Raw genomic sequence first — 24,230 nt, 5'->3', positions numbered from 1 at the left:
CTGGGCACGGGCCGGGCCCGGGGGTCCCCCGAGCCCGGCCGCGGCTCAGCCGGACTGGGCGGCGGCCAGGGCCTGGCGGACCAGGTCCTCGGCCTGCCGGGTGCTGCGGGCCCACCCGACGGTGTCGCCCTTCTTGAGCGCACGCTCGGCGGCGTCGTACTTCGCGTCGGCCTGGCGCAGCAGGTCGAGCACCTGAGGGCTGACCTGCCCGTTGCCCTTCCCGCCGTTGTCGCCGTTGTCACCGTTGTCGCCGGCGCCCCCGTCGGTGCCGGTGCCGCTGTCGTCGGGCAGCGAGCCGCCGCCGGCCTTGTCCAGCACGTCGTCCAGCGCACCCTTGAGCGTGGTGCCGTAGCCGGCGTCCTGGCCGAACGAGGCCAGCACGAACCGCAGCACCGGGTAGGTGCCCTGACCGGTCGGGTTGACCGCGTAGACCGGCTGGACGTAGAGCAGGCCGCCGCCCACCGGGAGGGTGAGCAGGTTGCCGTAGACGATCGAGGAGTTGATCTTGATCGGCGCCAGCACGTCCTGGATGCGGTTGTCGGAGGCGAAGGTGTTGGCCACCTGCGCCGGGCCCTGGACGGCGGTGTCGTCGGGCAGCCGCAGGACGCGCATCTCGCCGTAGTCGGGACTCGTCGCGTCGGAGTTCACCGAGATGAACGACGCCAGGTTGTCGCGGTTGTTCGGCGCGTAGACGCTGGTCAGCGAGAAGACCGGCGCCGGCGGGGTCTCGTCGACCGGGGCCTTGGTCTCGCTGGTGTCGGCGCCCGGCAGCGCCCGCTCCCCCTCGGGCGGCAGCTGCACCGACAGGCGGTAGGGCGGCTGCTTGCTCGACTGCTGCGCGGGGTCCTGTGGGACGGTCCACAGGTCGGTGCCCTTGTAGAAGTCCTGGGCCCTGGTGACGTGGTACTTCGCCAGGATGCTGCGCTGCACCTTGAACATGTCCTCGGGGTAGCGCAGGTGCTGCATCAGGTCCGGCGAGATCTCCTTCTCGGGCAGCACCAGGCCGGGGAAGATCTTCTTCCACGTCTCGAGGATCGGGTCGCTCTGCCACTGGTAGATCCGGACCGTGCCGTCGTAGGCGTCGACGGTGACCTTGACCGAGTTGCGCATGTAGTTGATCTGGTCGGTCGGCAGCGTGACGTAGGACGTCTGCGGGGTCAGCGCGTCGGAGATCATCGACTCGAAGGAGTCGCGCTCGGAGTTGGGGTAGCGGTCGGTCATCGTGTAGCCGTCGAGGATCCACTGGACCCGGTCGTCCACCACGGCGGGATAGGGGTCGCCGTCCACGGTCAGCCAGGGGGCGACCTTCTCCACGCGGTCACGCGGGTTGCGGACGTAGAGGATCTTGGAGTTCTCGTTGACCCGGCTCGAGAGCAGGATGTTGGCGTCGCCGTACTTCGCGGCGTAGAGGAGCTTGTTGAACAGCCCGCCGATCGGCACGCCGTCGGCGCCGTCGTACGTCGTGTTGCCGCGGGTGCCCGCGACCTCCTCGGGGATGTCGAGCTCGACGTCCTTGCCGTTGTCCTTGGCCTTGCCGACGATGGAGTACGCCGGCGACTTCTCCCCGAAGTAGATGCGACCCTCGTAGCCGTCGGGCTTGGACAGGTTGGTCAGGTCCCCCTGCGGCGGCAGGTCGCGCTCGGCCCACGGCGGCTGGCCGGTCGTGTTGGGCGAGTCGTCGGCTTGGCGGTTGTTGCCGTAGGCCGCGATGACGCCGTAGCCGTGGGTGTAGACGGTGTGCTCGTTGGCCCAGTTGCGCTGCGACTCCGCCAGCCGGGTCTGGTCGAGCTCGCGCACGCCGAGGACGATGTCGCGGTCCTTGCCGTCGATGTTGTAGCGGTCGACGTCGAGGACGCTCGCGACGCTGTAGTAGCCGCGCACCTGCTGCAGCTCGTCGAACGCCGCGCTCATCCGCTGGGGGTCGATCAGGCGGATGCCGGGCAGCGACTCGGCGCTGGCCCGCAGCTGCTTGCCGGTCACGTTGACCGTCGCGTCGTAGTCCTGCTCCTTGAGCCCGTCGACGTCGTACGCCGCCCGTGTGGCCTGGATGTTGTGGGACAGGAACGGCTCCTCCTTGTCGGGCTCGGAGGGACGGACCTGGAACTGCCAGACGATGCCCGGCCACACGGCGCCGAGGAGCACCGCGGAGAGCACCAGCATGCCGAGGCTCATCGCCGGGAGCAGCCACGTGCGGCGCGCGATGTTGGCGAAGAACAGCAGCGCGCAGATGACCGAGATGAACATCAGGATGTTCTTGGCCGGCAGCACCGCGTGGAAGGCGGTGTAGTTGATGCCGGTGAACCGCCGCCCCTGGTCGGTGGTGAGGTCGAAGCGGTCTAGCCAGTAGTCGACCGCCTTGACCAGCACGAAGATGCCGAGCAGCACCGAGAACTGCACCTGGGCGGCCTCGGTGACCTTCTCCCCCGCCGGGTTCTGCAGCCGGATGCCGCCGAAGAGGTAGTGCGTGACGATCGCGGCCACGAGCCCGAGCACGGTCATCATCAGCAGCAGGTTGACCACGTAGTGGAACCACGGCAGCGAGAAGACGAAGAAGCCGATGTCCCTCTTGAAGTAGGGGTCCTTGGTGCCGAAGTCCGTGCCGTTGCGCCACATCAGGAACTGGCGCCACTCACCGGCCGCGGAGCCGCCGGCCATGAGGCCGAGCAGGATGCCGAGGCCGATGACGAGCAGGCGGCCCATCGGCTCGACGACGTCGCGGTACTGGTTGAGGCTGAGCTCGGAGGCCCGCGGCCGGAAGACCGGACGGACGCGGAACGCGATCGCGATGTTGGCCGCCACGAACCCGCCGAAGAGCGCGCCGAAGACGATGAAGAGGATCACGCGGGTGGCGATGACCGTGCGGAACACCTGGGGGTAGTCGACGCTGGAGAACCACAGCCGGTCGGTCCAGATCGAGGTGAACGCGGAGAAGGCGAAGAACAGCGCCACCATCACCAGGGCGGTGTAGAGCAGCGCGCGCCGCCGCTGCGGGCGGGCCGGCGGCGGCGGCTGGGCCGGGCCGTCGTAGGCGTCGTCGGGGAAGAGTCCGCTCATCTCGACCTCACTGGTCCTCGGGGGTCTCGGTGCCGGGAGTCTCGGTGCCGGGGGTCTCGGTGCCGGGGGTCTGGGTGCCGGGGGTCTGGGGGGCCGCGCCCAGGGTGCTGAGCAGCAGGTCGAGCAGCCCGGGCACCAGGTCGGGTGCCTCGAGCACGGCGAAGTCGTCGTCGCGCGAGCGCAGCCGCATCGCGCAGTACGTCGACCCGGGCGACCCTGCCGGCGTGCCGGCCTGCGGCCTGCGGGCGGCGGCGACGATGCGCACCTCCTCGCGGTCGGGGTGGCCGGCCGCGAAGGCCGCCGCCTCCTCCGGGTCGACCGGGACCTCGCCCGCGGACGGGGGCAGGACGAGGCGCTCGACCACGACGGCAGCGCCCCGCACCTCCTCGGGCCACTCGATCTGCGCGAGCAGCTCCTCGAGCGGGACCTCGGGGGGCAGCTCGCCCTGCTCGACGGTCACGAGGACGCCGGGGTCGGTGTCGGGACCGAGCCCGACCAGCGCGGCCATGTCGGGGTCCTGGGCGACGAGCTCACCGGCCGGCACGAGCGCGAACAGCTGGGCGGGCTGGTCCCAGCCGGCGGCCGCGGCGTGCTGCTCCAGCTCGAGCACCGCCCCGCGCAGGGTCGGGTCGATCGCCGGGCGGAGCTCCTCGTGCTCGTCGTGCTCGTCGTGCTCGGCGGGCGTGCCCGGCTCGGGCTGGGGGGTGGGCTGGTCAGTCATGCGTGCACCTCGGCAGGTCGGCGTCGGGGTCCTTGGCATAGGCGGTCAGCGAGTTGATCGCGGACTTGAGCGTGGGGGCCTTGACCAGGCGGATGTCCTGGTCGTCGACCGGGGCGCCGAGCGCGTCGGCGCAGTTGTCCGGCGGGACGAGGAAGAGCGTGGCGCCGTCGCGCTGGGCGCCGACGATCTTCTGCTGGATGCCGCCGATGGCCCCCACGACGCCCCGGTCGGAGATCGTCCCGGTGCCGGCGACGTCCTCGCCGCCGGTCAGGTCGCCGGGCGTGAGGGTGTCGTAGATGGCCAGGGAGAACATCAGCCCGGCGCTGGGGCCGCCGATGCCCTCGTCGATGCCCACGGAGACCTTGAACGGGAAGCGGTAGCCGGTGCCCGGGAAGATGCCGATCAGGGCCCGTCCCCCGTTGGCCGGGTCGGGATCACGGACCGTGGTGATGCGCAGGCGCTTGCGCGTCGGGTCCGCGAACGAGCCACGGTCCACCACGACCGTGACGGTCGCGCCGGGCTCGACGCCCTTGAGCGCCTCGAAGACCGAGCGCAGCGTGGGCGTCGGCTTGCCCGCGATCGAGCGCAGGCGGTCGCGCAGCTCGAGCTTGCCGGCCGAGGGGCCTCCCGGGGACAGCCCGATCACCTCGGGGAACGTGCGCAGGTGGTAGCCCAGCCGCCGCAGCGCCGCGGCCACGGCGGTGTCCTGCGAGGTCACCATCTGGGCGGACGACAACGCGCGCTCGGACTCGCTGGTGGCGTCGTCGGGGTAGACCGCGTCGCGCGGGATGAGGGCCGCGTCCTTGTCGAACCACGCCTGCAGCGCCTCGGGCAGCAGCACCGAGTGGTCGGGGGTCGACTCGGAGACCGTGACCAGGCGCAGGTTGCCGTCGGGCGGGTAGGACCGCGTGCCGTCCACCTCGACGATCGGCTCGCCGCGGTAGGTGCCGAGGACGTCGACCGTGGGACCGGGCTGCATCGTGACGTAGGGCATCGGCGACCGCACGATCCCGACCGCGAGCACCACGACGGCGGCGACGGCGGTCACCGTGGCGATCGAGCGGCGGTTCATGGCCACACCCTCTCAGACCCCTGGCTGGCAGCGGCGCCGGTGTGGCGGCCGTCCGGCGGCCCCGATGCCGCCTAGCCTGGCGCCGTGGAGATCCTGTGGTGGCTGGCGCCCGCGGCCGGGGCGACCGTGCTGGCGATGCTGTGGGCCGCGTGGGCGGGTCGCCCGCAGAAGGACACCCCCCGCGAGCGGTCGGAGGCCGACTACGAGCGGTTCGCCGCCGCGATCGCCAAGGAGCACCCGGCGGCCCACTACCCCCGCCTGCCGCAGGTGCACGACCGCAGCACCGGCATCGCGGTCCGGCCCTCGCGCCGCGACGGCTGACCCCCGCACCGCTGACCCCCGCACCGCGGACCCCCTCAGGGGGTGCCGACCCACTCCTCGGTGCCGTCGGTGAAGACCTGGTGCTTCCAGATCGGCACCTGGGCCTTGAGGTCGTCGATGAGGGCCCGGGAGGCGTCGAAGGCCTCGCCCCGGTGGCCGGCCGAGACCGCGACCACGACCGCGAGGTCCCCGATCGCCAGCCGTCCCACGCGGTGCACCGCGGCCAGCGCCACGATGTCGTACGACGAGGCGACGCGCTCGGCGACCTCCCGCAGCCGGTCGAGGGCCGAGGGATGGGCGGAGTACTCCAGGCCCGTGACGCCCTTGTCGCTGTCGTGGTCGCGCACCGCGCCGATGAAGACCGTGGTGCCGCCCGCGGCCGGGTCGGCGACGGCGGCCGCCACCTCGTCGACGGACAGCGGCACGTCGCGGATGTCGAGCAGGCGGACGCGCGGGGTGGTGGGCGGGCTCACAAGCGCGAGGGTAGTCCGTTGCCGCGTCACGAGTAGGTTGGGTGCATGGCGCAGAACCCTGGAGCAGACGAGCCGAACGAGGACCCCGAGGAGGGCCGCGGCGAGCCGCACAACCCCTTCGCCGGCACGCCGTTCGAGGCCGTCTTCGCGATGTTCGGGGGCCAGGGCGGGCAGATGCCCGACCTCTCCGCGCTGGCCGGCATGACCGGGCCCGGTGGCCAGGGCTTCGACCTGTCGGCCCTCATGGGCCAGTTCCAGGCGATGATGCAGCCCCACGACGGCACCGTGAACTGGAACCTCGCCCGCGACACCGCACGCCGGGTCACCGCCGCGACCACCGACCCGTCGGTCACCACCACCGAGGACGCCCGCATCGGTGACGCCCTGCGGCTGGCCGACCACTGGCTCGACGGCGTGACCGAGCTGCCCAGCGGCATCAGCACCACGGTCGGCTGGAGCCGGGCCGAGTGGGTCGAGCAGACGCTCCCCACCTGGCAGCAGCTGGTCGAGCCGGTCGCCCAGCACGTCGTCAAGGCGATGACCGACGCCCTGCCCGCCGAGACCCGCGCGATGGCCGGGCCGCTCATGGGGATGCTCGGCCAGGCCGGCGGCGCCATCTTCGGCACCCAGATCGGGCAGGCCATCGGCACCCTCGCGACCGAGGTCCTCGGCGCCACCGACATCGGCCTCCCGCTCGCCCCGGTCGGCCGCGCCGCCCTGGTCCCTGCCAACGTCGAGGCCTTCGCCGACGGGCTCGACGTGCCGGCGGACGACGTCCGCCTGTTCCTCGCCCTGCGCGAGGCCGCCCACCAGCGGCTGTTCGCCCACGTGCCGTGGCTGCGCGGCCACCTGATCGGCGCGGTCGAGGACTACGGCCGCGGCATGAGCATCGACCTCGGCAAGATCGAGGAGCAGCTCGGCGGGGTCGACCCGACCAACCCTGCTGCGCTGCAGGAGGCGATGGCCGGGGGCATGTTCGAGCCGCAGAAGACGCCGTCGCAGCAGGCCGCGCTGGTCCGCCTCGAGACCCTGCTCGCCCTGGTCGAGGGCTGGGTCGACGACGTGGTCAACCAGGCCTGTGCCGACCGCATGCCCAGCGCCGGCCGGCTCCAGGAGGTCATCCGGCGCCGTCGCGCGGCTGGTGGTCCCGCCGAGGACACCTTCGCCGCCCTGGTCGGCCTCGAGCTGCGGCCGCGCCGCCTGCGCGACGCCGCCGCGCTGTGGGGCAACCTGCGGGTCCGCAAGGGCGTCGAGGCGCGTGACTCCGTGTGGAGCCACCCCGACCACCTGCCCACCGCGGCCGACCTCGACGACCCGCTGGGCTTCGCCGAGGGCACCACCCCCGCCGAGATCGAGGACCAGGCCGAGGCGATGCTCGGCGACGACTTCGACGCCGCGCTCCAGGAGCTGCTCGCTCGCGAGGACGGGTCCGGCCCGGCCGGTCCCGCTGACGAGCCCGGCGACGACCCCACCCGGTGAGCGAGGGCCACGCCGCCGCGCTGGCCACCCTGCTCGCCTGGCAGGCGCCGGACGAGGCGCAGGAGCGCCTCCGGTCGTCCTACGTCGAGCACCTGCGGACCCACGCCGACGGCCACCTGCGGTCCTGCCGCCCCGACCACCTCACCGCGAGCGTGCTCGTGGTCTCCCCCGACGCCTCGCAGGTGCTGCTCACCCACCACCGGCGGGCCGACGCCTGGTTCCAGCTCGGCGGGCACGTCGAGCCCGAGGACGCCTCGCTGGCGGCCGGGGCCGAGCGGGAGCTCGAGGAGGAGTCCGGCCTCGGCACCTACGCGCTCGACCCCGTCCCGGTGCAGCTCGACCGCCACGCGGTGCCGTTCTGCGGGGACGGCGGCGACCACCTCGACGTGCGCTTCGTCGCGGTCGCCGACCCGGCGCTGCCGCTGACGGTGACCGAGGAGTCGGTCGACGTGCGCTGGTGGCCCGTCGACGGCCTGCCCTCCGAGGAGGCCTCGCTGCACGAGCTGGTCGCCCGCGCGAGGGCCCGTCAGTCCTCGGTCTCCACCTCGTCCGCGACCCCGGCCGGGGTCGCGGCGGTGCGCGCCACCGACTCGACGCCCTCGAGGTAGCCCTTGGCCCGCTCGGCCTTGGGGTAGCGGTCGACCATCCGCCAGAACGCCTCGGTGTGCCCTGCCTCGAGCAGGTGGGCCAGCTCGTGGACCATCACGTAGTCGACCACCCACCCGGGCATGCCCTGCAGGCGCGTGGAGAGCCGGATCGACCGGTCACGCGGGGTGCACGAGCCCCAGCGGGTGCGCTGGTTGTCGACCCACCGCACGGAGTCGGGACGGGCCAGGCCCTCGAGGTACTTCTCCGAGAGGTGCTGGGCCCGGGCGAGCAGCGCGTCGTCGGTGGGACGCCGTCGTGCCTCCGACCGCTCCAGCCGCCCGACCATCGTGTCGACCCACTCGCGCTCCTCGGCCCGGCTGAGCCGGGCGGGCACGAGCACCACGATCGTGCCGTCGGTGTCGCGGTAGGCCGAGACCGTCCGACGACGGCGTCGGCTGCGCCGCACCTCGACCTCGGGGCGCGCGTCCGCCACCGCGGGGTCCTCGGTGGCGGGCATGGAGGCACGCTAGCGCCCGGACACGCCTCAGGAGGGCCGACGCCGCCCGGTCCACTCGAGGAGCCGCTCGAGCGGCCACGTGGTGACGACGCGCTCGGCCGGGACGCCGGCCGCCTCGGCCCGCGCCGCGCCGTACTGCAGGAAGTCGAGCTGGCCGGGGGCGTGGGCGTCGGTGTCGATGCTGAACAGGCACCCCGCCTCGAGCGCCTGGGCGATGAGGTCGTCGGGCGGGTCCTGGCGCTCGGGTCGGCTGTTGATCTCCACCGCGACCCCGTGCTCGGCGCAGGCGGCGAAGACCGCGGCGGCGTCGAACTCGCTCTGCGGCCTCGTGCCGCGACCGCCCTTGACCAGTCGTCCGGTGCAGTGGCCCAGCACGTCGACGTAGGGGTTCTCGACCGCGGCGACCATCCGGCGGGTCATCGGCCGGGACTTCATGCGCAGCTTGGAGTGCACGCTGGCGACGACGACGTCGAGCCGGCCGAGCATCTCCTCGGTCTGGTCGAGGCCGCCGTCGTCGAGGATGTCCACCTCGATCCCCTTGAGCAGCCGGAACGTGCCTGCCAGGTGGGAGTTGATGCCGTCGACCACCTCCAGCTGCCGCGTCAGGCGCGCGACGGACAGGCCGCGCGCGACCTTGAGGCGGGGCGAGTGGTCGGTCAGTGCCTGGTACTCCCGGCCGACCTCGACCGCGGTCATCACCATCTCCTCGATCGGCGAGCCGCCGTCGGACCAGTCGGAGTGGCTGTGCAGGTCGCCGCGCAGGAGCGGGCGCAGCGCGTCACCGCCCTCGACCAGCGGCCCTGCGGTCTCCTCCAGCTCCGCGAGGTACGCCGGCACGCGGCCGGCGTGCGCCTCCGAGATGACACCGGCGGTCGCCCTGCCGATGCCGGGGAGCTCCTGCAGCGTGCCCTCGGCGCACCGCCGGTCGAGCTCGTCGGGGGCCAGGGTCAGCACGGTGGCGACGGCCCCCCGGAACGCCCGGACCTTGTAGGTGTCGGCCAGCCGCCGCTCGAGCAGGAACGAGATCCGGCGCAGCGCGGTGACCGGGCTCGGTGCGCCACTGGTCTGGTCCACCTGTCCTCCTCGGCGTGAGAACTTCTCCTGCACACCCTGTGCACCGGCATCGTCGCAGGTCAGCGGCGCCCGTCGGCACGTGGGAGGCCGCGGGTTCCACAGCGTCGTACCCAGGCAGGGCCGGTGTGTTCCACAGGCCGGCCGACCCGCTCCACAAGCTCTCCACAGAGTTCTCCACAGGGGTGGAGAACCATTCGCCGGGAGTCGTTGACCGGCCCGATCGGGCCCACCTAGGTTCGGACGCAACGAGGCCCCGGGGCCTCGGACCGGCACTCACACGGGGAAGGTGAGTGCGTCGGGCCGAGGTTCCCGGGGCCCTGTTTGTCCCCACGGACCTGGGCCGGGGCCGGGATCGGGCTCAGTCCTCCGCCGGCGACCCGAAGGTCACCGCGACCAGCTCGGGCCCCAGCCCGGAGGCGTCGCCGAGCGAGGCCCGGTCGACCAGGCCGAGCACGGCCTCGGCCGGCTTGACCACCACCCACAGCCAGCGTCCCTGGGCCTCCCCGGCGAGGACGGTGCGGTCGTCGTCGCCCTGGACGAGGGTCTGCGGGACCGGCCACAGCGGCACGGAGGCGCCGTCCAGGCGCAGCCGCAGGGCGGGCGGCTGGTCCCACGCCGCGCGCCCCGGGTCGCTGTGGGGTACGTCGGCCAGGTGCGCCCCCAGCCCGACGCCCGGCTCCTCGGTGACCACCACGAGCGAGACCCCACCGTCCTCGGGGGTCAGTCCGTGGCAGGTCGCGAAGGTGGCCCGCGCAGGCTCGCCCTCCCCGCCGACGCAGCCGAAGTCGGCCACCGCCCATCCCGGCGGGAGGGGCCACGGGATCCACGTGGGCAACCCCCTGGACAGGACGAGGTGCTCGGCGAACGCCTCGTAGCTCGCCTCGATCGCCCGCCAGCACGGCTGGACCTCCCCGTGCAGCGGGCAGGCCCACCGCCCGCCGCCGCCGGTCGCGCCGTGGCCGGTCCCTCCGGAGGCGGCGGTGAGCGCGGCACCGCAGCGGGCGCACACGGCATGGAGCCTCATGCTGAGACGGTCCACGGCCGGCGGCGCCGCGTCAACCACCCGGGCCCGCCGGGCCAGGCAGGCCGCTCGCGTGGGCCCCGGGAGCGTGGCCCACTCGGGTGGTTGGCCGCCCTCGCCCCTCCGGGGTGGTCCCGGCCGTCCTAGGTTGGCACCATGGAGGCCATGCGCACCCGGTGCGCCGGCGGGGTCGTCCGCGACGACCGCGACCGCCTGCTGCTGGTCCGTCGCGGGCAGGAGCCCGAGCGTGGTCGCTGGTCCGTGCCCGGGGGCCGGGTCGAGCCCGGCGAGACCAGCCAGGACGCGGTCGTGCGCGAGGTGTTCGAGGAGACCGGCGTCCGGGTGGTCGTCACGGGCGTCGCCGGTTACGTCGAGCGACCGGCACCCGACGGCGGCACCTACGAGATCGAGGACTACTACGCCCGCGTCGAGCCCGGCACCGACCCCCACGCCCTGCGCGCCGGCAGCGACGCCGCCGACGTCGGCTGGTTCCCGGCCCACCGGGTCGAGGAGCTGGACCTGACCGAGGGTCTCGCCGCAACCCTGCGCGAGTGGGGTGTCCTGCCGCCGTCGGGCTGACCCGCGCGACTACCGTGGGCCCATGACCGCGCGCCCACGGACCCCTGCTCGGCGCGCGACCTCCGCGGCGCTGCCCTTCGTGCTCTCCGCCCTTGTGCTGAGCGGATGCGGCGTCCTCGGGTCGACCTCGGCCGAGCCCTCGACGACCCCCAGCCCGACCGAGCAGGCCCTCCCTGCGGGCAACCCCACCGACGGCCTCGACGTCCAGGGCACGGGCTACTCCCTCACCACCCCGCCCGGGTGGGAGGAGACCACCGACGAGGTCCAGCAGCGCTACCACCAGGTCGACGCATCGGCCGGCGACACCGCCGTGACCGGCGGTTTCGCCGACAACGTCAACGTGATCGTCAGCGACAAGCGCCGCATCAAGTCGCAGCAGAAGGCCGAGCGCATCCTCGCTCGCGAGCTGCGGCTGGTCGGCCGGCGGGTCGAGGTCCAGGAGCCCGGTGAGCTCGACGGCGAGGTCGCCTACCACGCCACGGCGCGACTCAAGGTCGGTCACCTCAAGGTGCGCACCTCGCAGTACTTCGCCAAGCACGGCAGGACGTGGTACCTCGTGACGTTCTCCTACGGCCCTCAGACCGACGAGGAGTCCGAGGCCGAGGAGGTCCAGTCGATGCTGGACTCCTGGCAGTGGTCCGACTGAGTCACACCTCGAGCCGCAACGGCGGGCCGTGCGCCTGGAGCGTGCCGAGCACGCGCTCCTGACCGCCCGGCCAGGCGCGCACGCGCAGGAGGAACTCGATCTCGGCGTCGGGCGAGCGGCGGCCGGGCTCGGCCCCGACGTGCACGAGCCGCCGCGTGTGCGTGGCCGTCGCGCCCAGCTCCTCGAGCCGGGCCAGGACGTGCTCCTGCTCGGCCGCGTCGAGGTACTGCCACATCACCGAGTGCCACAGCACCGTGGTGGTGCCCTCCGCGGTCTCCACCCCGTCGACGAAGTCCGCTGCCGAGGACGTGACCACGGCCGGTGGGTGCTCCGCCGCGATCGCCAGCGCCGCGCGCAGCCGCTCGAACCGTGCCACCTGGTCCGGCCAGACGTAGGCCGTGAGCGAGAGCCGACCCTCGGTCGTCGAGACGTCCACCGGATGCAGGTCACAGCCCAGGCGCTCCACGACCCGTGGCGCCACGTCGGGCGGCGCCGCTCCGACCCACGCAGGCTGCAGGCGTACGACGCTCGCGGGCTCCCCGCGCACCTCGCCGTCGGCGCCGACGTGGGCGAAGCGGTCGGCGTTGAGGTTGAGCCCGGCCGAGGAGCCGAGCTCGAGCAGGCGCACGGGGAGGGTGCCGCCGGCCGCCTGCTCCTCGGCGGCGTTCACGCACAGCGCCGCCCACAGGGCCGAGGACCGCCCGACCTCGTTGGTCTGGGGCGCCCGGTCGAGCCACGAGGCGACCTCTGCCGGCTGCTCGGCGAGCACCTCGCGGAACGCGGCGACACCGCCCGCGGGGTCCCACGTGCCGCCGACCGACGGGTAGAACGCGGCCAGCGGTCCGGCGCGGCGCTCGAGCACGAGCCGGTGCACCGAGCCGAGCACCCGCAGGGCGAGCGCCGCGTCCGTCGGTGCGTCCTCGTGCCCGTGCAGCACGAGCCTCAGCGCGCTGCCCGGGTCCTCGAGGTCAGGGACGAGCCCACGCAGCAGGTCGGCGTACAGCGGCGACCCGAGCGCGGCACACGCCTCCGCCTGCGCCGCGAACCTCTCCGAGAGCCCCACCCGTGGTCAGGAGCCGCCGCCGCCGGCCTTGCGCCGGTGCTGCTGCGGGCCGCCCTGCGGACCCTGGGTGCGGTGCGCCTGCTCGTGCGGATGACCGTGCTCGTCGACCCCGGAGTCGTTCGGCTTCTTCTTGTCCAGGGCCGCACGCATCTTGGCCATGATCTCGTCCTTGTCCGTCATGTCCCCACCGTGACATGCCACGAGGGGCCCCGTCGACGCAGATCGCGTCAGCGGGGCCCCTCGCAAGGCGCGGGCCTCAGCCCTTGAGCGCGTAGTCCTTGAGCAGGTTGCGGCCGATGATCATCTTCTGGATGTCGGAGGTGCCCTCGCCGATCAGCATGAACGCCGACTCGCGGTAGAGGCGCTCGATCTCGTACTCCTTGGAGTAGCCGTAGCCGCCGTGGATGCGGAACGACGCCTCGACGACCTCGTTGCAGTACTCCGAGGCGAGCATCTTGGCCATGCCGGCCTCGACGTCCATCCGCTTGCCGGAGTCCTTGAGGCGGGCGGCCTTGACCATCATCGTGTGGGCGGCCTCGACCTTGGTCGCCATCTCCGCGAGGCGGAAGAGCACGGCCTGGTGGTCGGCGATCTTCTTGCCGAAGGTCTCGCGCTGCTGGGCGTAGTCGATGGCGAGCTCGAAGGCGCGCAGCGCGATGCCGCAGGCCCGGGCCGCCACGTTGACCCGGCCGACCTCGACGCCGTCCATCATCTGGAAGAAGCCCTTGCCGGGCTCACCGCCGAGGATCTGGTCGGCGGAGATCTTGTGCTTGTCGAGGATGAGCTCAGTGGTCTCGACGCCCTTGTAGCCCATCTTGTGGAGCTTGCCGGGCACCGTGACGCCCTGGGCGGTCTCGCCGAAGCCCGGCTCCTTCTCGACGAGGAACGTGGTCATGTTCTTGTAGACCGAGTCGGCGCCCTCGTCGGTCTTCACCAGCGTCGCCACCAGCGTGGAGGTGCCGCCGTTGGTCAGCCACATCTTCTGGCCGGTGACCTCGTAGGACCCGTCGTCGAGCCTGGTGGCCTTGGTCTTCACCGCCGAGACGTCGGAGCCCAGCCCCGGCTCGGACATCGAGAACGCACCGCGCACCTCGCCCGTCGCCATCTTGGGGAGGTACTTCTTCTTCTGCTCCTCGGTGCCGTGGCGCATCAGCATGTAGGCCACGATGAAGTGGGTGTTGATCACGCCGGAGACGCTCATCCACCCGCGCGCGATCTCCTCGACCACGAGGGCGTAGGTCAGCAGCGACTCGCCCAGGCCGTCGTACTCCTCGGGGATCATGAGGCCGAAGATGCCGAGCTCCTTGAGGCCCTCGACGATCTCCTCGGGGTACTCGTCGGCGTGCTCCAGCTCCTGGGCGACCGGGATGATCTTCTTGTCCACGAAGTCGCGGACGGTCGACAGGATCTCCTGCTGGATGTCGGTGAGACCCTCGGTCTGCGCGAGGCGACCCATGGCGGTCCTTTCGGTCGTACGACAGGAAGTCACCAGCCTAGTGACGGGGGCTCCGCACGACCACGGAGAGCGCTATGGACTACCTAACAGCGCCTGTGCGGTGGGCCACACGCCGACGAGGTGAGCCAGCGAGTGGACCGCGGCCCGGAGGACCTCCTCGGGCGGGCAGGTGGTGGGGTCGATCCCGGCCTGCGCCACCGGGCGCAGCTCCTCGAGGTCGCCGACGACCGGCACGTCCAGGGCCCGGAGCCGGGCGATCTGCCGGGCCGCCCGGGCCTCGACCCACTCGGCGGAGAACCCGATCCGGTCGGCGGGACCGGTGGGGGCGGGCATGCCCTGCTTGGCGAGCAGGTGCTTGACCACCTTCTGGTAGTGGACGAGCGGGAGGTCCTGGGGCAGGGTCTCGTTGAGCGCCCGCAGCACCTGGGCCGAGGCCGCGCTCAGGGAGACGTTCTGCACCTCGACCGGGGGGAAGTCGTGGGCCTTCAGCCCGACGACGGAGCAGAAGCGGTCCCACAGCACACCGGGACCCGCGCCCGGGTGCGGCACGGTGACCAGCGTGAAGGCGTCGCGCCCGACCACCTGCAGCCACTTCTCGACGATGAAGGGGTAGTTCATCTGCCGCCAGAAGCGCCGGGCGTGCCCCGCCCGCGGCTTCTCGGTGGTCGCGATGTCGGCGAGGTACTCCGGCCAGGTCCAGGTGGCGCGGTTCTTCAGGCCCTCCTGCCACATCGCCGGCACGTTGCGACCGAGGTCGCGGGCGGTCATCACCACCTGCACCCGCGCGGGGGCCAGCGAGTCGACCACCGTGGCGATGTAGTCGGGCGGGGTGGGGCCGAGGAACTCCATCGAGATCACGCCGGTGCCCTCGAAGGCCGCGAGCTCGTCGAGCAGCCGCTGCCACGCGCCCTCCGAGCCGGGGACGACCTGCCCGTCGCGGGTCTGGTCGAGGACGTCGAGCACACCCAGGATCTGCTGGCGCCACCGGTGCCCCGGGAACCGGAAGCCCTGGGCCGCGAGGACCTCGGGGTGGTGCTGGAGCTGGTGCTGGATCGTGCTGGTGCCCGACTTCATCGCCCCGATGTGCAGCACGACGGTGTGGGCCACAGCCGTGCTCCTTCCGTGCTCCTGTCGCGGCGGCCCGTCCCTGCGGGCCGCTGGTCAGGAGCGCGGACGGCTGGAGACGGTCACGTCGGCGAGGATCATCGGGTGGTCCGATGCCTTGTCGACCAACGTACCGTCATTGACCCGGTAGTTCGCGAAGCGCACGTCGTGGGAGCCGAAGATCCAGTCGATCTTCAGGCGAGGCGGCGGCGAGCACGTGCTGGTGCCCCACGAGCCGCCGCTGGCGCTCTTCATCGGCGAGCCGGTGGTGAGCGCGCAGAAGTACGGCGTGGTCTCGTTCATGTCGCCGGTGTAGATCAGCGGCACGCCCGTCTCCCAGAGCTTGTTGGCCAGCCCCACCTCGATGATCCGCGCCTGCGCGCGCCACTGGAGGTTGATGCCGGCGAACTTGGTGTTGGCCGGGTTGTGGAAGTTGGCGAACCACACCAGGCGGTTCGAGGCGATGTTGCGCAGCAGGATGTAGGGCATCTGCACCTTGACCCCGTGGAAGTACGGGATGGCGATGGTGTTGGCCTCGACCAGCTCCCACGTGTCGGTGCGCCAGGCGATGGAGTTGTGCCCGTCCATCCGGTTGAGCCTGCCGGCCGGGTAGAGGTTCCAGGAGTCGCCCTGGATCTGCCGGAAGGCGGCCTGCTGCGACGGCTGCATCTCCTGCATGCCCACCACGTCGACGCGGTTGTTGGCCAGCAGCTGGGTCGTCCACTGCATGCGGGTCTCGCCGGAGGCCATCCGGGCCTTGTTGCCGCCCGGTGCGGTGTGGCTCGCGCCGAGCACGTTGAACGAGGAGACGCGGAAGGTCGCGGGGGTCGCGTCGCGCAAGCTCGAGGCCGCACGGGGGGCGACGGCGTCCGCCGGAGCACCCTGCAGCGACAGGCCGCCGGCGAAGGCAGCCGCGCCGACGACGGCCGTGGCGACCAGCCGACGACTCCTGCGCCGTCCGTCCCGGGTCCGAGCGCCGAGCCCCACTTCGCGTGCCGCAGCCACTGCTACCTCCCACATCCGACGACAAGACCGTCCGCGACCGGGAGCGGGGGCTCCGGAGCCTGCGGACCTGTCGACCGTAAGGGACGCGTGTGACTGGCGGGACAGAATGGAGGAAGAAAGCCGGAAAATCCGGGCGACACGCCGGGGCGACTAGAAAGTCCCGCGGAACCGTTCGGGGATGCGCACCAGCTCGCCCTTGCGCATCCGCTGGATCTGCCGGCCCCCTCCTCGCGCCCGCCAGGCGTCGTCCTCCTGCACGACCACCCGCCGCAGCTGGTGGGTCGTGGGGGCGAACTCGGGGATCGCGGCGTAGGGGTCGGTCTCGGGCAGGTGGGCGGTCATCTGGTCGAGCAGGCGGACCATCTTGTCGCCGGTGAACTTCCAGCTCGTCTCCTGCGGACGGTTGTCGTGCAGCACCGCGGCACGGCGGCCCTCGGCGGCCATGCGCAGGGCCTCCCGGTCGGCGAACTTGGCGTGGAACAGCCACAGCTCGGGGTCGATCGCCCACTCGGTGTGCTTGAGCCCGTGGGAGGCGGCGGTCCAGGCCCCGTGGACCTTCTTCATGGCCGGCTTGCACATCAGCGGCACGAACTTCGCCAATGCCCGCTGCTCGGAGATGGGGGCGGCCGGGTCGAGGTCGGGCTCGGCGCCGACATGGTGCACGACGTTCATGCCGACCGCTCCGAACACCTTGGTGCGCGGCTTGGCGCCGACCAGGTCGGCCAGGGTGTCGTAGCGCTCCGGCTCGGCGACCAGGAACTCGTCGGCGTCGCAGAAGACCACCGCGTCGTAGGACTCCAGCAGCGCCGAGGCCACGTGGCTGACGAACCCCATCCGGGCCGGCTCGAAGGGCCGGTGCACGAACGGGGGGACGCGCAGCACCGGGCACTCCAGGTCGTCGGTCGACCCGTCGGTGGTGTTGTCGTCGATGACCAGCAGCGCACCCGCTCCCCCGCACTGGCGGGAGTAGTGCTCGACCCAGCGCGGCAGCATGACGGGCTCGTCACGCACCATCGTCAGGGCGGCCACGCGGGGCCGCCCACCCGGCGGCGTCGGGGGACGCCGCCGGAGCGGGTCTGGCATCAGTCGTTCTCCCAGTGGCGACCGCCGGGCTTGGGCTCGGTGTCACCGAGCAGACCGGAGTCGACCATCGAGCCGTCGGCCGTGCGGTAGGAGGTGCCGGCGCGCGCCCCGCCCCGGTAGGACACCGCCCGGGAGCCGTGGGTCCAGATGTAGTTCCAGTTGCGCTCGTACTGACGGCGGTAGCGCGTGGAGGTCGTGGTGTAGACGACCTCGTCACCCGTGACGCCGATGCCCGCCCAGTTGCTCGAGCCCGTCATCACCATGTTGGTGCGGCGGTTGTCGCCGTAGTAGCCCGAGATCGTCATGTACTTGTGGTGGGTGTAGACGTCGAGGAACCCGTCGCGGTCGTAGTCGAACCCGTTGGCGCGCACCGGGATGAGACCCCGCTTGGTGCGCGCGCGGAAGGCCCGCTTGACCGGCGCATCGACCGAGCCGTGCATCACCTTGATGTCGCACCCCGCGGCCCAGAGCCTGACCAGCCGGCGCGCGAGCCAGCCGCCGCGCTCCCCGCCGATGCGGTGCTGGTCGATGCGGATGCGGGTGCGTCCGTTGGTGCCGTAGCCCTTGGCCGCGCCCCGGCAGTGCACCTGGCTCAGGATGCGGATGATCGGGTCGTTGGTGGCCGTGGCCTTGGGGAACGGGAAGACCCGCAGCGTCGAGCCGGAGCTGATCTTGAAGATCTGGTAGAGCGGGTCGGCGCGCGTGTCCTTCTTCATCTGCTCGAAGACGTTCTCGAACGCGTCGTAGGTGTTGGGCCGGTCGTTCATCACCAGCAGGTCGTTCCACTGGTGGACCTGGGCGTTGTAGGTGAAGTTGTTCGACCCGACCATGACGACGTTCTTGGCGATGCCCGAGCGCGAGAACAGGTAGAACTTGCTGTGCAGGAAGGAGCCGCCGCGGCAGCCCCGCTCGCACTGGTAGATGAAGCTGCGACGGGCCCGGTTGGCGCCGAAGACGTGGCGCATCTGCTTCATCGCGGCGGTGTTCTGGTGCCCGTTGAGCAGCAGCTGCACCGCGACGCCGCGTCGGTAGGCCCGGATCAGGGCGTCCGACATCCGCTTGCGGTCGAAGGAGAACAGCGAGATCCGGATCTCGTCACCCTTGTGGGTGTGCTGGATCGAGCGGTAGACGACGTCCTCGATCGCCCGGTGCGCTGCGTCCCCGCCGTTGGGGTTGTTGAAGTGCGCGCCGGCCTCGGGCTTGAACCCGGTCGTCGTGCGCTGCGCGACCTGCCGGGTGGCGGGCGTGACCGCCTGTCCCGGCGTGGCCACGAGGAGAGCGGCCAGCACCGCGGCCGCCACCGTCAGGACCAGGAGCGCACCTCGGCGCCTCATGGTCGGCGTGCTCGTTGTCGCCCGGTCAGTCACGTCGTCGCCCCACTCTGCTCGGTTCGGAACCTGTCACGCAGCCGCCTGAGCCTGCGCCGGACCTTGGTCCGCAACGGGGCGCCCTCGAGCTGCTCCGCCGGTGCGGCCGACGCCTGTGTCGACCCCTGGTGCCCTGTTGATGATGCTGTTGCTGATGTTGTTGTCGATGGTGCCTGACCGTCCGAGTCCCCGGTCACGGGGCCCGGCCCGAGGTCACGACCCATGAGCTCGTCTCGCTCTCGGGTCAGGGTCCGGACATCCCGCAGCAAGCGGGCAATGGCGGTCGTCGCGCTGTCGAGAAGCTCCTCGGCTGACACCTCGTCGGGATGACGGAGACCGTCTGCCACCGGCGGCAGCAGCGCCTCCAGGTCCCCCCGGACGTCGTACCCTCCGGCGCGCAGGAGCTGGACCGCTCGTTCCCCCCGTCGTTGGAGGTCGGACCGCTTCGCATCCCCCGCACGGAACTTCTCGCGCCGGCTCGGCAGAATATCACCCTCTGCGAGGTATCCCCGGATCCAGCGACCCCGCGCCATCGCCGAGGAGAAGCCCTCCAGCTTGGCGTTGACCCGGCGCAGCAGCTCGACCTCCACCAGGCCGAGCGAGGTGTTGACCGGGGCCTCGGGGATCTCGTAGTCGTCACCGTCGAGACCCATCACCTCGGCGAAGCGCAGCCACAGCTCAGCCGGCGCGCCGGAGCCCGGCGCGACAACCAGGACGTGGATGCGCTCGGGAGGGACGACCGCCGACCAGCGCTCGAGGATGTCGGCGAGGTCGAAGCTGCCCCAGCCCCACTCGTCGGTGGGGTCGTAGTCCTCGCGGGCGGGGTAGTCGTCGACCGGGAGGGTGCCGCCGTTCTTGACGTCCTCCTGCCAGCGCGAGACCCCCAGCTCGGTCATCGCCCGCGCGGTCACCACCACGTGGAGCTCGCGGTCCTGCAGGTTGTCGACGATGCGCTGCACCTGCGGGGTGGATGCGGCGGCGAAGAACTCGTGGCTCACCTCGGCGTCGCCGTCCCACTCGAGGATCTCCTCGACCAGGTCCTGCCAGGGGTGGCTGACGTCGCCCGGGCGCCGCTGGAGCTTGGGGTCCTCGCGGACGTCGAGCGAGGCCAGCAGGTGGCGGCGGCGGTGCCGGCCGGGCAGGAGCACGCCGTTGTCGCGCAGGCGGGCCTTGTTCTCCCAGAGGACCCGCTGGACGTAGGTCGTGCCGGTCTTGGGCAGGCCGATGTGGAGGAAGACCCGTGCGGGTCTGTCCCAGCGCGACGAGACGGTGGTCGCCTCGCCCCCCGAGACCGCCGGGGCTGTGTCGCTCACCTGTCGCTCACCTGTCGCTCACCTGTCGCTCACCTGTCGCACGTCCTGCCCACGCCCCGCTCACGTCCCCTCGACCGGCGGCCGCGGCGGGCCGCCGACGCTCTCGTGGTAGCGAGCCAGCAGCTCCTCGACCCGGGCCGGGTCCTGCTGGGCCACGGGCAGCAGCAGCTCGGCCACGACGTCCATCAGCTCGGCGAGGCGCAGGTTGACCTGCCGGCACTCCTGCACCTCGACCTCGAGGTCGCGCAGGCGCTGCTCGAGGCGCGGGGCCGACCTCGCCATGCGCGCCAGGTCTCTCAGTGCCATGTCATCACCAGTCTCGTCACGTCGCTCGTCTCCTCGCCCCGGGGGAAGCCGCCCTCGGGGGCGTCCGCCGCGGTCTCGGTCAGGTCCACGCGCTCCAGCACCCGACCGCCGTGGGCGGCCACCTCGGCGACCAGCGCGTCGACGTCGAGGGGTCGGGACCGTCCACGACCGCCCGCCTGGGGCGGGGTCACCCGGTCCTCGCCGGCACCCCGGGGAGCCCGACGCACCTGCACCAGCGTGCGGCCACCGCCCCGGGTCGCCATGTCGGCCAGGCGGTAGAAGCCCCGGCGACCGTCGCCGTCCACCGCGTCGAGGACGTGGCGGCTCACCACCGACCGGGGCCCGGGCAGCCGGGCGAGCTGGGCGCCCCCGGCCATCACCGAGCGGACCTCGTTGAGGTTGGTCCAGTGGAAGCGCAGCGGGAGCCCCTCCGCCTCGGCGCGGGCGGCCAGGTGGCGGTGGTGGATCGGCTTGAAGTCGACCCCGACCGTGCTCAGGCCCTCGCGCGCGGTCCAGGTCGCGTCCACGCCGGCACCGCACCCGACGTCGAGCAGGGTCGTGGGACGCAACGGCCCCTCGAGAGTGCCGACGGCCCAGCGGGCGAAGGCGCTCGGGCGCAGCGTGCGGCCGGCGAGCTCGCGCGGCTTGGCGACGTCCCACTCGAGGATGCGACCGCCGCGCGTGCCGCGGAACCAGCCGTCGAGGCGGCGGGTGGTCGACTGCGGCGTCGTGAACTTGTACGCCGGGTCGGGCGTGCGCCAGGTGGGGCCGTACATCGCCTCGAGGAGCTTGTCGGGCGCCGCCGGAGCCGGGAACGTGCGGCCCTCGAACCTCACCTCCGACAGCGGCCAGACCCAGTCGCGCTCGAAGGGCGCCCCGACCTCGCCCATGAGGTAGAGGCTGCCCTCGCGCATGAACCCGCCGAAGACGTCCAGGCCGCGGGTGCCGCCGTCGGGCTCGGACACGTCGACGCGGAGGCCCATGCCGCTGTAGCGCGTGACCGGCAGGCCCCGCTCCACCAGGGCGCGCTGCAGGCGGAACGACTCGGCCACGGCCTCCGCGGGGTGGTCGTAGGTGCTGACGTAGCCCAGGTCGGCGTCGTTGTCGTGACCGATGAGGCCGCCCTCGCGCACCGCGCCCAGCAGCGAGCCGTAGGCCAGGAACGCCTCGATGCCGCACGCCCGCAGCTCGGCCAGGACCTGCTCGATCGAGTCCAGGAGCGGAGCGACCTGCTCGGGGTCGCGGGAGTCGAACAGCCGCGAGAGCACCAGGGACTTGTCGAGGCCCAGCGGCCTCCCCTGCTTGTCGACCACGGCGATGCGGCCCTCGCCGGACCCCAGGACGGCCTCGGCCCGGCCGACCTCGGCGCGGTGGACGTGGTCGACCAGGCTCACGGTCGTGCGTCCGTCGAGGAAGCGGGCCAGGGCCGGGGGCCACGGGAGCCGGAGCGCCGCTCCCTCCTCGTGGGTGTCGCGGACGGTCCAGAACGACCAGATGCGCCGGTCGTCGAGGAGCACGTCGAGGGCGACGTCGTGACCGGCGTCGGCGGGGTCCGGCTCGAGCAGCAGGCCCTCGTCGTCGACCCGGAGCGAGCGCAAGGGCGCGAGCGGGTGCTGCTCCGCGCCTGTCATCGTTCCTCCGCTGCCTCCGGTCGGGCTGTCAGCCTATCGTCGGGCGGGCGTCCGGTTCGGGACCCCCGAGGCGCGTGGCGGGACCCCCACCGAGCCCCCTGGAACGGTCGTCGGGGCCCCTGTCCAACACGTACCATCGGCCTGTGAAGTGGAACGTCCGGCCGATGGACTGGGTCATCGGCACCTCGCTGCTCGTCGTGCTCGGCATCGCCGGCACGTACGGCGTCCAGGCGGTCGCGACGACCTCTCCCACCACCAGGGTCACCAGGTCCGACTCGGCCGACGGCGGCTGGGGCAGCGTGCACGAGGACGTCGCCCCGAGCACCACGATCGACGCCAAGGCCCGCGCCGCCAGGAAGCGCGCCCCGATGCCGCGCCTGTCCGGCTCCGCCAAGGCTGCCTTCCCCAACCCGCTCAAGCTCACCAAGCAGCCGGAGCGGGCCCGCAACGCCCCCGCGCCGACCGTCCAGGTCGTGGTGAGCTCCTTCAACGTGCTCGGCAGCAGCCACACCGCCGGGAGCGGCGGGGGCAAGAAGGGCCGGCCCAGCGGCGTGACCAGGGCCGCGGGCGCCGCCCGGCTGATCAGCGGCAACGGGGTCGGCATCGTCGGCCTGCAGGAGCTCCAGTGGGACCAGGCCCGCGCGCTCACCTCGCGGCTGCCCGACTACGCCATCTACCCCGGCACCTCGATGGGGGCGCGCAACGCCGAGAACAGCATCATGTGGCGACGCTCGATGTTCGAGCTGGTCGAGTCGCACACGGTGACGATCCCGTACTTCCGCGGGCACCCCCGCCAGATGCCCTACATCAAGCTGCGGAGCATCGCCAACGGCAAGGAGCTGTGGGTCCTCAACGTCCACAACCCGGCCAGCACCCGGCAGTTCGGCAACAACGCCCGCTGGCGCAAGGTCGCCGTGCAGCGCGAGATCGAGCTGGTCCGCGGCCTGCGCCAGGCCGAGCCCGACGTCCCGGTCGTGATGACCGGCGACATGAACGACCGCGCCGACTTCTTCTGCCCCATGGTCGGCTCCGGCCTGCTGCGCGCCTCCAACGGCGGGTCGGCCGGCGGCGGGTCGTGCGCGCCGCCCCCCAGGATCCAGATCGACTGGATCATGGGCACCCCCGAGCTGCCGTGGTCGGGCTACGTCGTCGACCGTTCGGCCCTGGTGCGGTGGAGCACCGACCACCCGATGGTGCGGGCGGTGCTGACGATCAGCGGGGCCGACGCGGTGTCGGAGGCTGCTGACGCCCTCGCCGCACTCGGCGACTGACCCGGCTCAGCAGGCCGTCGCGGCCCGCCTCGTCGTGACGCCGGGCGACCTCCTCGAGCAGCCCCTGCGCCAGCTCCTCCGGCGTGCCGAGGGTGTCGGCCGGCACCTGGTCGGGGTCCGGCCCGGGCTCGGGCACGTGCACCTCGAGGTCGGCGAGGTCCCCGTGCACCTGCCACCCCCGCTCGCGGACCACCTCGGGCCACGCGGCCGTCCGCTCCTGGACGAGACGGGCGAGCCCGGCCGTGGGCCGGGCCGGCTCTCCCGCCCGCGCGGCCAGGGTCTGCTGGGCGAAGCCGCGCTTGACCACGTGGGCGTGGTCGGGCTGCCCGATGCGGCCGTCGAGCACCGCGAGGACCTCGCGCAGCAGGCGCACCTGGGCCGCCCCGAGGGAGCGGTTGGCGCCCGACGCCGGGTCGGTCTCGCGCGGGTCCAGCACGTCGGGCGACAGGGCGGCCGCCTCGGCGAAGCGACGCCACAGCACCTCGGGAGGTGAGCCCGCCGGGGGCGCGGTCACCACGTGCACGGTGGCGCCCGGCACCGCGGCCGACCACCGGTCGAGCACGTCGACGAGGTCCTGCGAGCGCCAGAAGCCGAGCTCGGCCGCGGTCGACTCCGCGGGGGTCGGCAGGGCGGCGACGAACTCGGCGTACGACCACGGGCGGCCGTTCTTGACCTCCTCCTGCCAGTGCGCCATGGCCTGGCGCAGCGGGTCGCGACAGGTCACGACCAGGTGCACCTCGAACCCCTTGAGCGTGGCCGCGACACGGGCCGCGTGCTCGGGCGAGGCGCCGGCCAGGATCTCGTGGCTGATGATCCCCGGCAGGCCCACCTCCCGGACCCGGTCGACCAGCGCCTGCCAGGTCCCGTCGACCTCCTGGTGGCCGAACCCCCACAGGTCGTGCTGCTCGCGGACCTCGACCGCGGCCCGGAACATCGCCTCGGGGCGGACGAACGGGTAGACCGCCCCGGCGGCCCGCAGCTCCTCGCGGTGGGAGGCGAGCAGCCCCTGGAGGTAGGTCGTCCCGCTCTTCGGCAGCCCGAGATGCAGTGTCAGCCGCGCGGGTGTGCTCACCCGGGGCAGGGTAC

General features: G+C 72.6%; 24 protein-coding genes. 6 read left to right on the top strand and 18 right to left on the bottom strand.

Annotated features, from left to right (window positions below):
- Positions 1 to 45: 45 nt before the first annotated feature.
- Genes J2S63_RS13430 through J2S63_RS13420 form a run of 3 tightly spaced genes read right to left on the bottom strand, consistent with a single transcriptional unit; the run spans position 46 to position 4,847 of the window.
- Entirely contained in the window at positions 46 to 3,054 is a 3,009-nt protein-coding gene (locus J2S63_RS13430) for a UPF0182 family membrane protein (RefSeq protein WP_310303082.1), read from the bottom strand.
- A gap of 7 nt (positions 3,055 to 3,061) precedes the next feature.
- The gene (locus tag J2S63_RS13425; protein WP_310303080.1) at positions 3,062 to 3,775 is read right to left on the bottom strand and encodes a PPA1309 family protein; all 714 of its coding nucleotides are present in this window, start codon (positions 3,773 to 3,775) and stop codon (positions 3,062 to 3,064) included.
- On the bottom strand, positions 3,768 to 4,847 hold the full coding sequence (locus tag J2S63_RS13420; RefSeq protein ID WP_310303078.1) for a YlbL family protein: 1,080 nt from the start codon (positions 4,845 to 4,847) through the stop codon (positions 3,768 to 3,770). The genes J2S63_RS13425 and J2S63_RS13420 overlap by 8 nt, the downstream gene beginning before the upstream one ends.
- Before the next feature lie 84 nt (positions 4,848 to 4,931).
- On the opposite strand from J2S63_RS13420, the gene J2S63_RS13415 reads away from it, so the two are divergent.
- A complete protein-coding gene (locus J2S63_RS13415) occupies positions 4,932 to 5,168 on the top strand; it encodes a hypothetical protein (protein WP_310303076.1) in 237 nt (78 codons plus the stop codon).
- A 35-nt stretch (positions 5,169 to 5,203) separates the two neighbouring features.
- Here the strand turns inward: J2S63_RS13415 and J2S63_RS13410 are convergent, their stop codons facing one another.
- Positions 5,204 to 5,641 carry a molybdenum cofactor biosynthesis protein MoaE gene (locus tag J2S63_RS13410; protein WP_310303074.1) on the bottom strand — a complete coding sequence of 146 codons (438 nt, stop codon included), beginning with the start codon at positions 5,639 to 5,641 and terminating at the stop codon, positions 5,204 to 5,206.
- A gap of 45 nt (positions 5,642 to 5,686) precedes the next feature.
- Here J2S63_RS13410 and J2S63_RS13405 point away from each other — a divergent pair, with 45 nt between their 5' ends.
- Positions 5,687 to 7,120: a zinc-dependent metalloprotease gene (locus tag J2S63_RS13405; protein WP_310303072.1), complete on the top strand. Its 1,434-nt coding sequence runs from the start codon at positions 5,687 to 5,689 to the stop codon at positions 7,118 to 7,120.
- On the top strand, positions 7,117 to 7,728 hold the full coding sequence (locus tag J2S63_RS13400) for an NUDIX hydrolase (protein WP_310303070.1): 612 nt from the start codon (positions 7,117 to 7,119) through the stop codon (positions 7,726 to 7,728). Before J2S63_RS13405 ends, J2S63_RS13400 begins: the two co-directional genes overlap by 4 nt.
- On the opposite strand, the gene J2S63_RS13395 is transcribed toward J2S63_RS13400, so the two are convergent.
- The 3 genes from J2S63_RS13395 to J2S63_RS13385 all read right to left on the bottom strand — a co-directional run bounded on the left by J2S63_RS13395 (position 7,647) and on the right by J2S63_RS13385 (position 10,323).
- Positions 7,647 to 8,225: a M48 metallopeptidase family protein gene (locus J2S63_RS13395; protein ID WP_310303068.1), complete on the bottom strand. Its 579-nt coding sequence runs from the start codon at positions 8,223 to 8,225 to the stop codon at positions 7,647 to 7,649. The genes J2S63_RS13400 and J2S63_RS13395 overlap by 82 nt on opposite strands.
- A 27-nt stretch (positions 8,226 to 8,252) precedes the next feature.
- Positions 8,253 to 9,299 (bottom strand): PHP domain-containing protein, encoded by a 1,047-nt coding sequence (locus tag J2S63_RS13390; RefSeq protein ID WP_310303066.1) that lies wholly within the window; start codon positions 9,297 to 9,299, stop codon positions 8,253 to 8,255.
- Between the two features lie 358 nt (positions 9,300 to 9,657).
- Positions 9,658 to 10,323, bottom strand: a complete 666-nt coding sequence (locus J2S63_RS13385) for a DUF6758 family protein (protein WP_310303063.1) — start codon at positions 10,321 to 10,323, stop codon at positions 9,658 to 9,660.
- A gap of 153 nt (positions 10,324 to 10,476) precedes the next feature.
- Between J2S63_RS13385 and J2S63_RS13380 the strand changes: the two genes are divergently transcribed.
- Positions 10,477 to 10,899: an NUDIX domain-containing protein gene (locus tag J2S63_RS13380; RefSeq protein WP_310303061.1), complete on the top strand. Its 423-nt coding sequence runs from the start codon at positions 10,477 to 10,479 to the stop codon at positions 10,897 to 10,899.
- Positions 10,900 to 10,921: 22 nt separating this feature from the next.
- Positions 10,922 to 11,545 carry a hypothetical protein gene (locus J2S63_RS13375; protein WP_310303059.1) on the top strand — a complete coding sequence of 208 codons (624 nt, stop codon included), beginning with the start codon at positions 10,922 to 10,924 and terminating at the stop codon, positions 11,543 to 11,545.
- A 1-nt stretch (position 11,546) separates the two neighbouring features.
- On the opposite strand, the gene J2S63_RS13370 is transcribed toward J2S63_RS13375, so the two are convergent.
- The 10 genes from J2S63_RS13370 to J2S63_RS13325 all read right to left on the bottom strand — a co-directional run bounded on the left by J2S63_RS13370 (position 11,547) and on the right by J2S63_RS13325 (position 21,873).
- Positions 11,547 to 12,608: a DUF2332 domain-containing protein gene (locus tag J2S63_RS13370; protein WP_310303057.1), complete on the bottom strand. Its 1,062-nt coding sequence runs from the start codon at positions 12,606 to 12,608 to the stop codon at positions 11,547 to 11,549.
- Positions 12,609 to 12,614: 6 nt separating this feature from the next.
- Positions 12,615 to 12,788, bottom strand: a complete 174-nt coding sequence (locus tag J2S63_RS13365) for a DUF5302 domain-containing protein (protein ID WP_310303055.1) — start codon at positions 12,786 to 12,788, stop codon at positions 12,615 to 12,617.
- A 76-nt stretch (positions 12,789 to 12,864) separates the two neighbouring features.
- Positions 12,865 to 14,064, bottom strand: coding sequence for an acyl-CoA dehydrogenase family protein (locus tag J2S63_RS13360; RefSeq protein ID WP_310303052.1), 1,200 nt, complete (start codon positions 14,062 to 14,064; stop codon positions 12,865 to 12,867).
- A 72-nt stretch (positions 14,065 to 14,136) separates the two neighbouring features.
- Positions 14,137 to 15,171: a hypothetical protein gene (locus J2S63_RS13355; RefSeq protein ID WP_310303050.1), complete on the bottom strand. Its 1,035-nt coding sequence runs from the start codon at positions 15,169 to 15,171 to the stop codon at positions 14,137 to 14,139.
- Between the two features lie 54 nt (positions 15,172 to 15,225).
- The gene (locus tag J2S63_RS13350) at positions 15,226 to 16,173 is read right to left on the bottom strand and encodes an endonuclease/exonuclease/phosphatase family protein (protein ID WP_310303047.1); all 948 of its coding nucleotides are present in this window, start codon (positions 16,171 to 16,173) and stop codon (positions 15,226 to 15,228) included.
- Positions 16,174 to 16,323: 150 nt separating this feature from the next.
- Positions 16,324 to 17,256 (bottom strand): glycosyltransferase family 2 protein, encoded by a 933-nt coding sequence (locus J2S63_RS13345; protein WP_310303045.1) that lies wholly within the window; start codon positions 17,254 to 17,256, stop codon positions 16,324 to 16,326.
- Positions 17,256 to 18,590: a phospholipase D-like domain-containing protein gene (locus J2S63_RS13340; RefSeq protein ID WP_310303044.1), complete on the bottom strand. Its 1,335-nt coding sequence runs from the start codon at positions 18,588 to 18,590 to the stop codon at positions 17,256 to 17,258. Before J2S63_RS13340 ends, J2S63_RS13345 begins: the two co-directional genes overlap by 1 nt.
- A gap of 29 nt (positions 18,591 to 18,619) precedes the next feature.
- Positions 18,620 to 19,936, bottom strand: a complete 1,317-nt coding sequence (locus tag J2S63_RS13335; RefSeq protein ID WP_310303042.1) for a hypothetical protein — start codon at positions 19,934 to 19,936, stop codon at positions 18,620 to 18,622.
- Positions 19,937 to 19,996: 60 nt separating this feature from the next.
- Entirely contained in the window at positions 19,997 to 20,242 is a 246-nt protein-coding gene (locus J2S63_RS13330) for a DUF6752 domain-containing protein (protein ID WP_310303039.1), read from the bottom strand.
- On the bottom strand, positions 20,233 to 21,873 hold the full coding sequence (locus J2S63_RS13325) for a LicD family protein (protein ID WP_310303038.1): 1,641 nt from the start codon (positions 21,871 to 21,873) through the stop codon (positions 20,233 to 20,235). Before J2S63_RS13325 ends, J2S63_RS13330 begins: the two co-directional genes overlap by 10 nt.
- Before the next feature lie 143 nt (positions 21,874 to 22,016).
- Here J2S63_RS13325 and J2S63_RS13320 point away from each other — a divergent pair, with 143 nt between their 5' ends.
- Entirely contained in the window at positions 22,017 to 23,144 is a 1,128-nt protein-coding gene (locus tag J2S63_RS13320) for an endonuclease/exonuclease/phosphatase family protein (RefSeq protein ID WP_310303036.1), read from the top strand.
- Here J2S63_RS13320 and J2S63_RS13315 read toward each other — a convergent pair.
- Positions 23,086 to 24,216 (bottom strand): sulfotransferase, encoded by a 1,131-nt coding sequence (locus J2S63_RS13315; RefSeq protein ID WP_310303034.1) that lies wholly within the window; start codon positions 24,214 to 24,216, stop codon positions 23,086 to 23,088. The two genes, J2S63_RS13320 and J2S63_RS13315, sit on opposite strands and share 59 nt — an antisense overlap.
- Positions 24,217 to 24,230 lie beyond the last annotated feature (14 nt).

Source organism: Nocardioides marmoribigeumensis (assembly GCF_031458325.1).
GTDB lineage: Bacteria > Actinomycetota > Actinomycetes > Propionibacteriales > Nocardioidaceae > Marmoricola_A > Marmoricola_A marmoribigeumensis.
The sequence above is the reverse complement of the archived record's forward strand: the minus strand, read 5'-3'. Positions and strand labels throughout refer to the sequence as shown.

Bases quoted from the DNA above. Each gene is read 5' to 3' on its own strand.
- J2S63_RS13385 (WP_310303063.1), bottom strand. From the start codon at position 10,323: ATGAGGCTCCATGCCGTGTGCGCCCGCTGCGGTGCCGCGCTCACCGCC.
- J2S63_RS13380 (WP_310303061.1), top strand. From the start codon at position 10,477: ATGGAGGCCATGCGCACCCGGTGCGCCGGCGGGGTCGTCCGCGACGAC.
- J2S63_RS13330 (WP_310303039.1), bottom strand. From the start codon at position 20,242: ATGGCACTGAGAGACCTGGCGCGCATGGCGAGGTCGGCCCCGCGCCTC.
- J2S63_RS13340 (WP_310303044.1), bottom strand. From the start codon at position 18,590: ATGAGGCGCCGAGGTGCGCTCCTGGTCCTGACGGTGGCGGCCGCGGTG.
- J2S63_RS13365 (WP_310303055.1), bottom strand. From the start codon at position 12,788: ATGACGGACAAGGACGAGATCATGGCCAAGATGCGTGCGGCCCTGGAC.
- J2S63_RS13395 (WP_310303068.1), bottom strand. From the start codon at position 8,225: ATGCCCGCCACCGAGGACCCCGCGGTGGCGGACGCGCGCCCCGAGGTC.
- J2S63_RS13425 (WP_310303080.1), bottom strand. From the start codon at position 3,775: ATGACTGACCAGCCCACCCCCCAGCCCGAGCCGGGCACGCCCGCCGAG.
- J2S63_RS13375 (WP_310303059.1), top strand. From the start codon at position 10,922: ATGACCGCGCGCCCACGGACCCCTGCTCGGCGCGCGACCTCCGCGGCG.
- J2S63_RS13360 (WP_310303052.1), bottom strand. From the start codon at position 14,064: ATGGGTCGCCTCGCGCAGACCGAGGGTCTCACCGACATCCAGCAGGAG.
- J2S63_RS13345 (WP_310303045.1), bottom strand. From the start codon at position 17,256: ATGCCAGACCCGCTCCGGCGGCGTCCCCCGACGCCGCCGGGTGGGCGG.
- J2S63_RS13420 (WP_310303078.1), bottom strand. From the start codon at position 4,847: ATGAACCGCCGCTCGATCGCCACGGTGACCGCCGTCGCCGCCGTCGTG.
- J2S63_RS13405 (WP_310303072.1), top strand. From the start codon at position 5,687: ATGGCGCAGAACCCTGGAGCAGACGAGCCGAACGAGGACCCCGAGGAG.
- J2S63_RS13430 (WP_310303082.1), bottom strand. From the start codon at position 3,054: ATGAGCGGACTCTTCCCCGACGACGCCTACGACGGCCCGGCCCAGCCG.
- J2S63_RS13325 (WP_310303038.1), bottom strand. From the start codon at position 21,873: ATGACAGGCGCGGAGCAGCACCCGCTCGCGCCCTTGCGCTCGCTCCGG.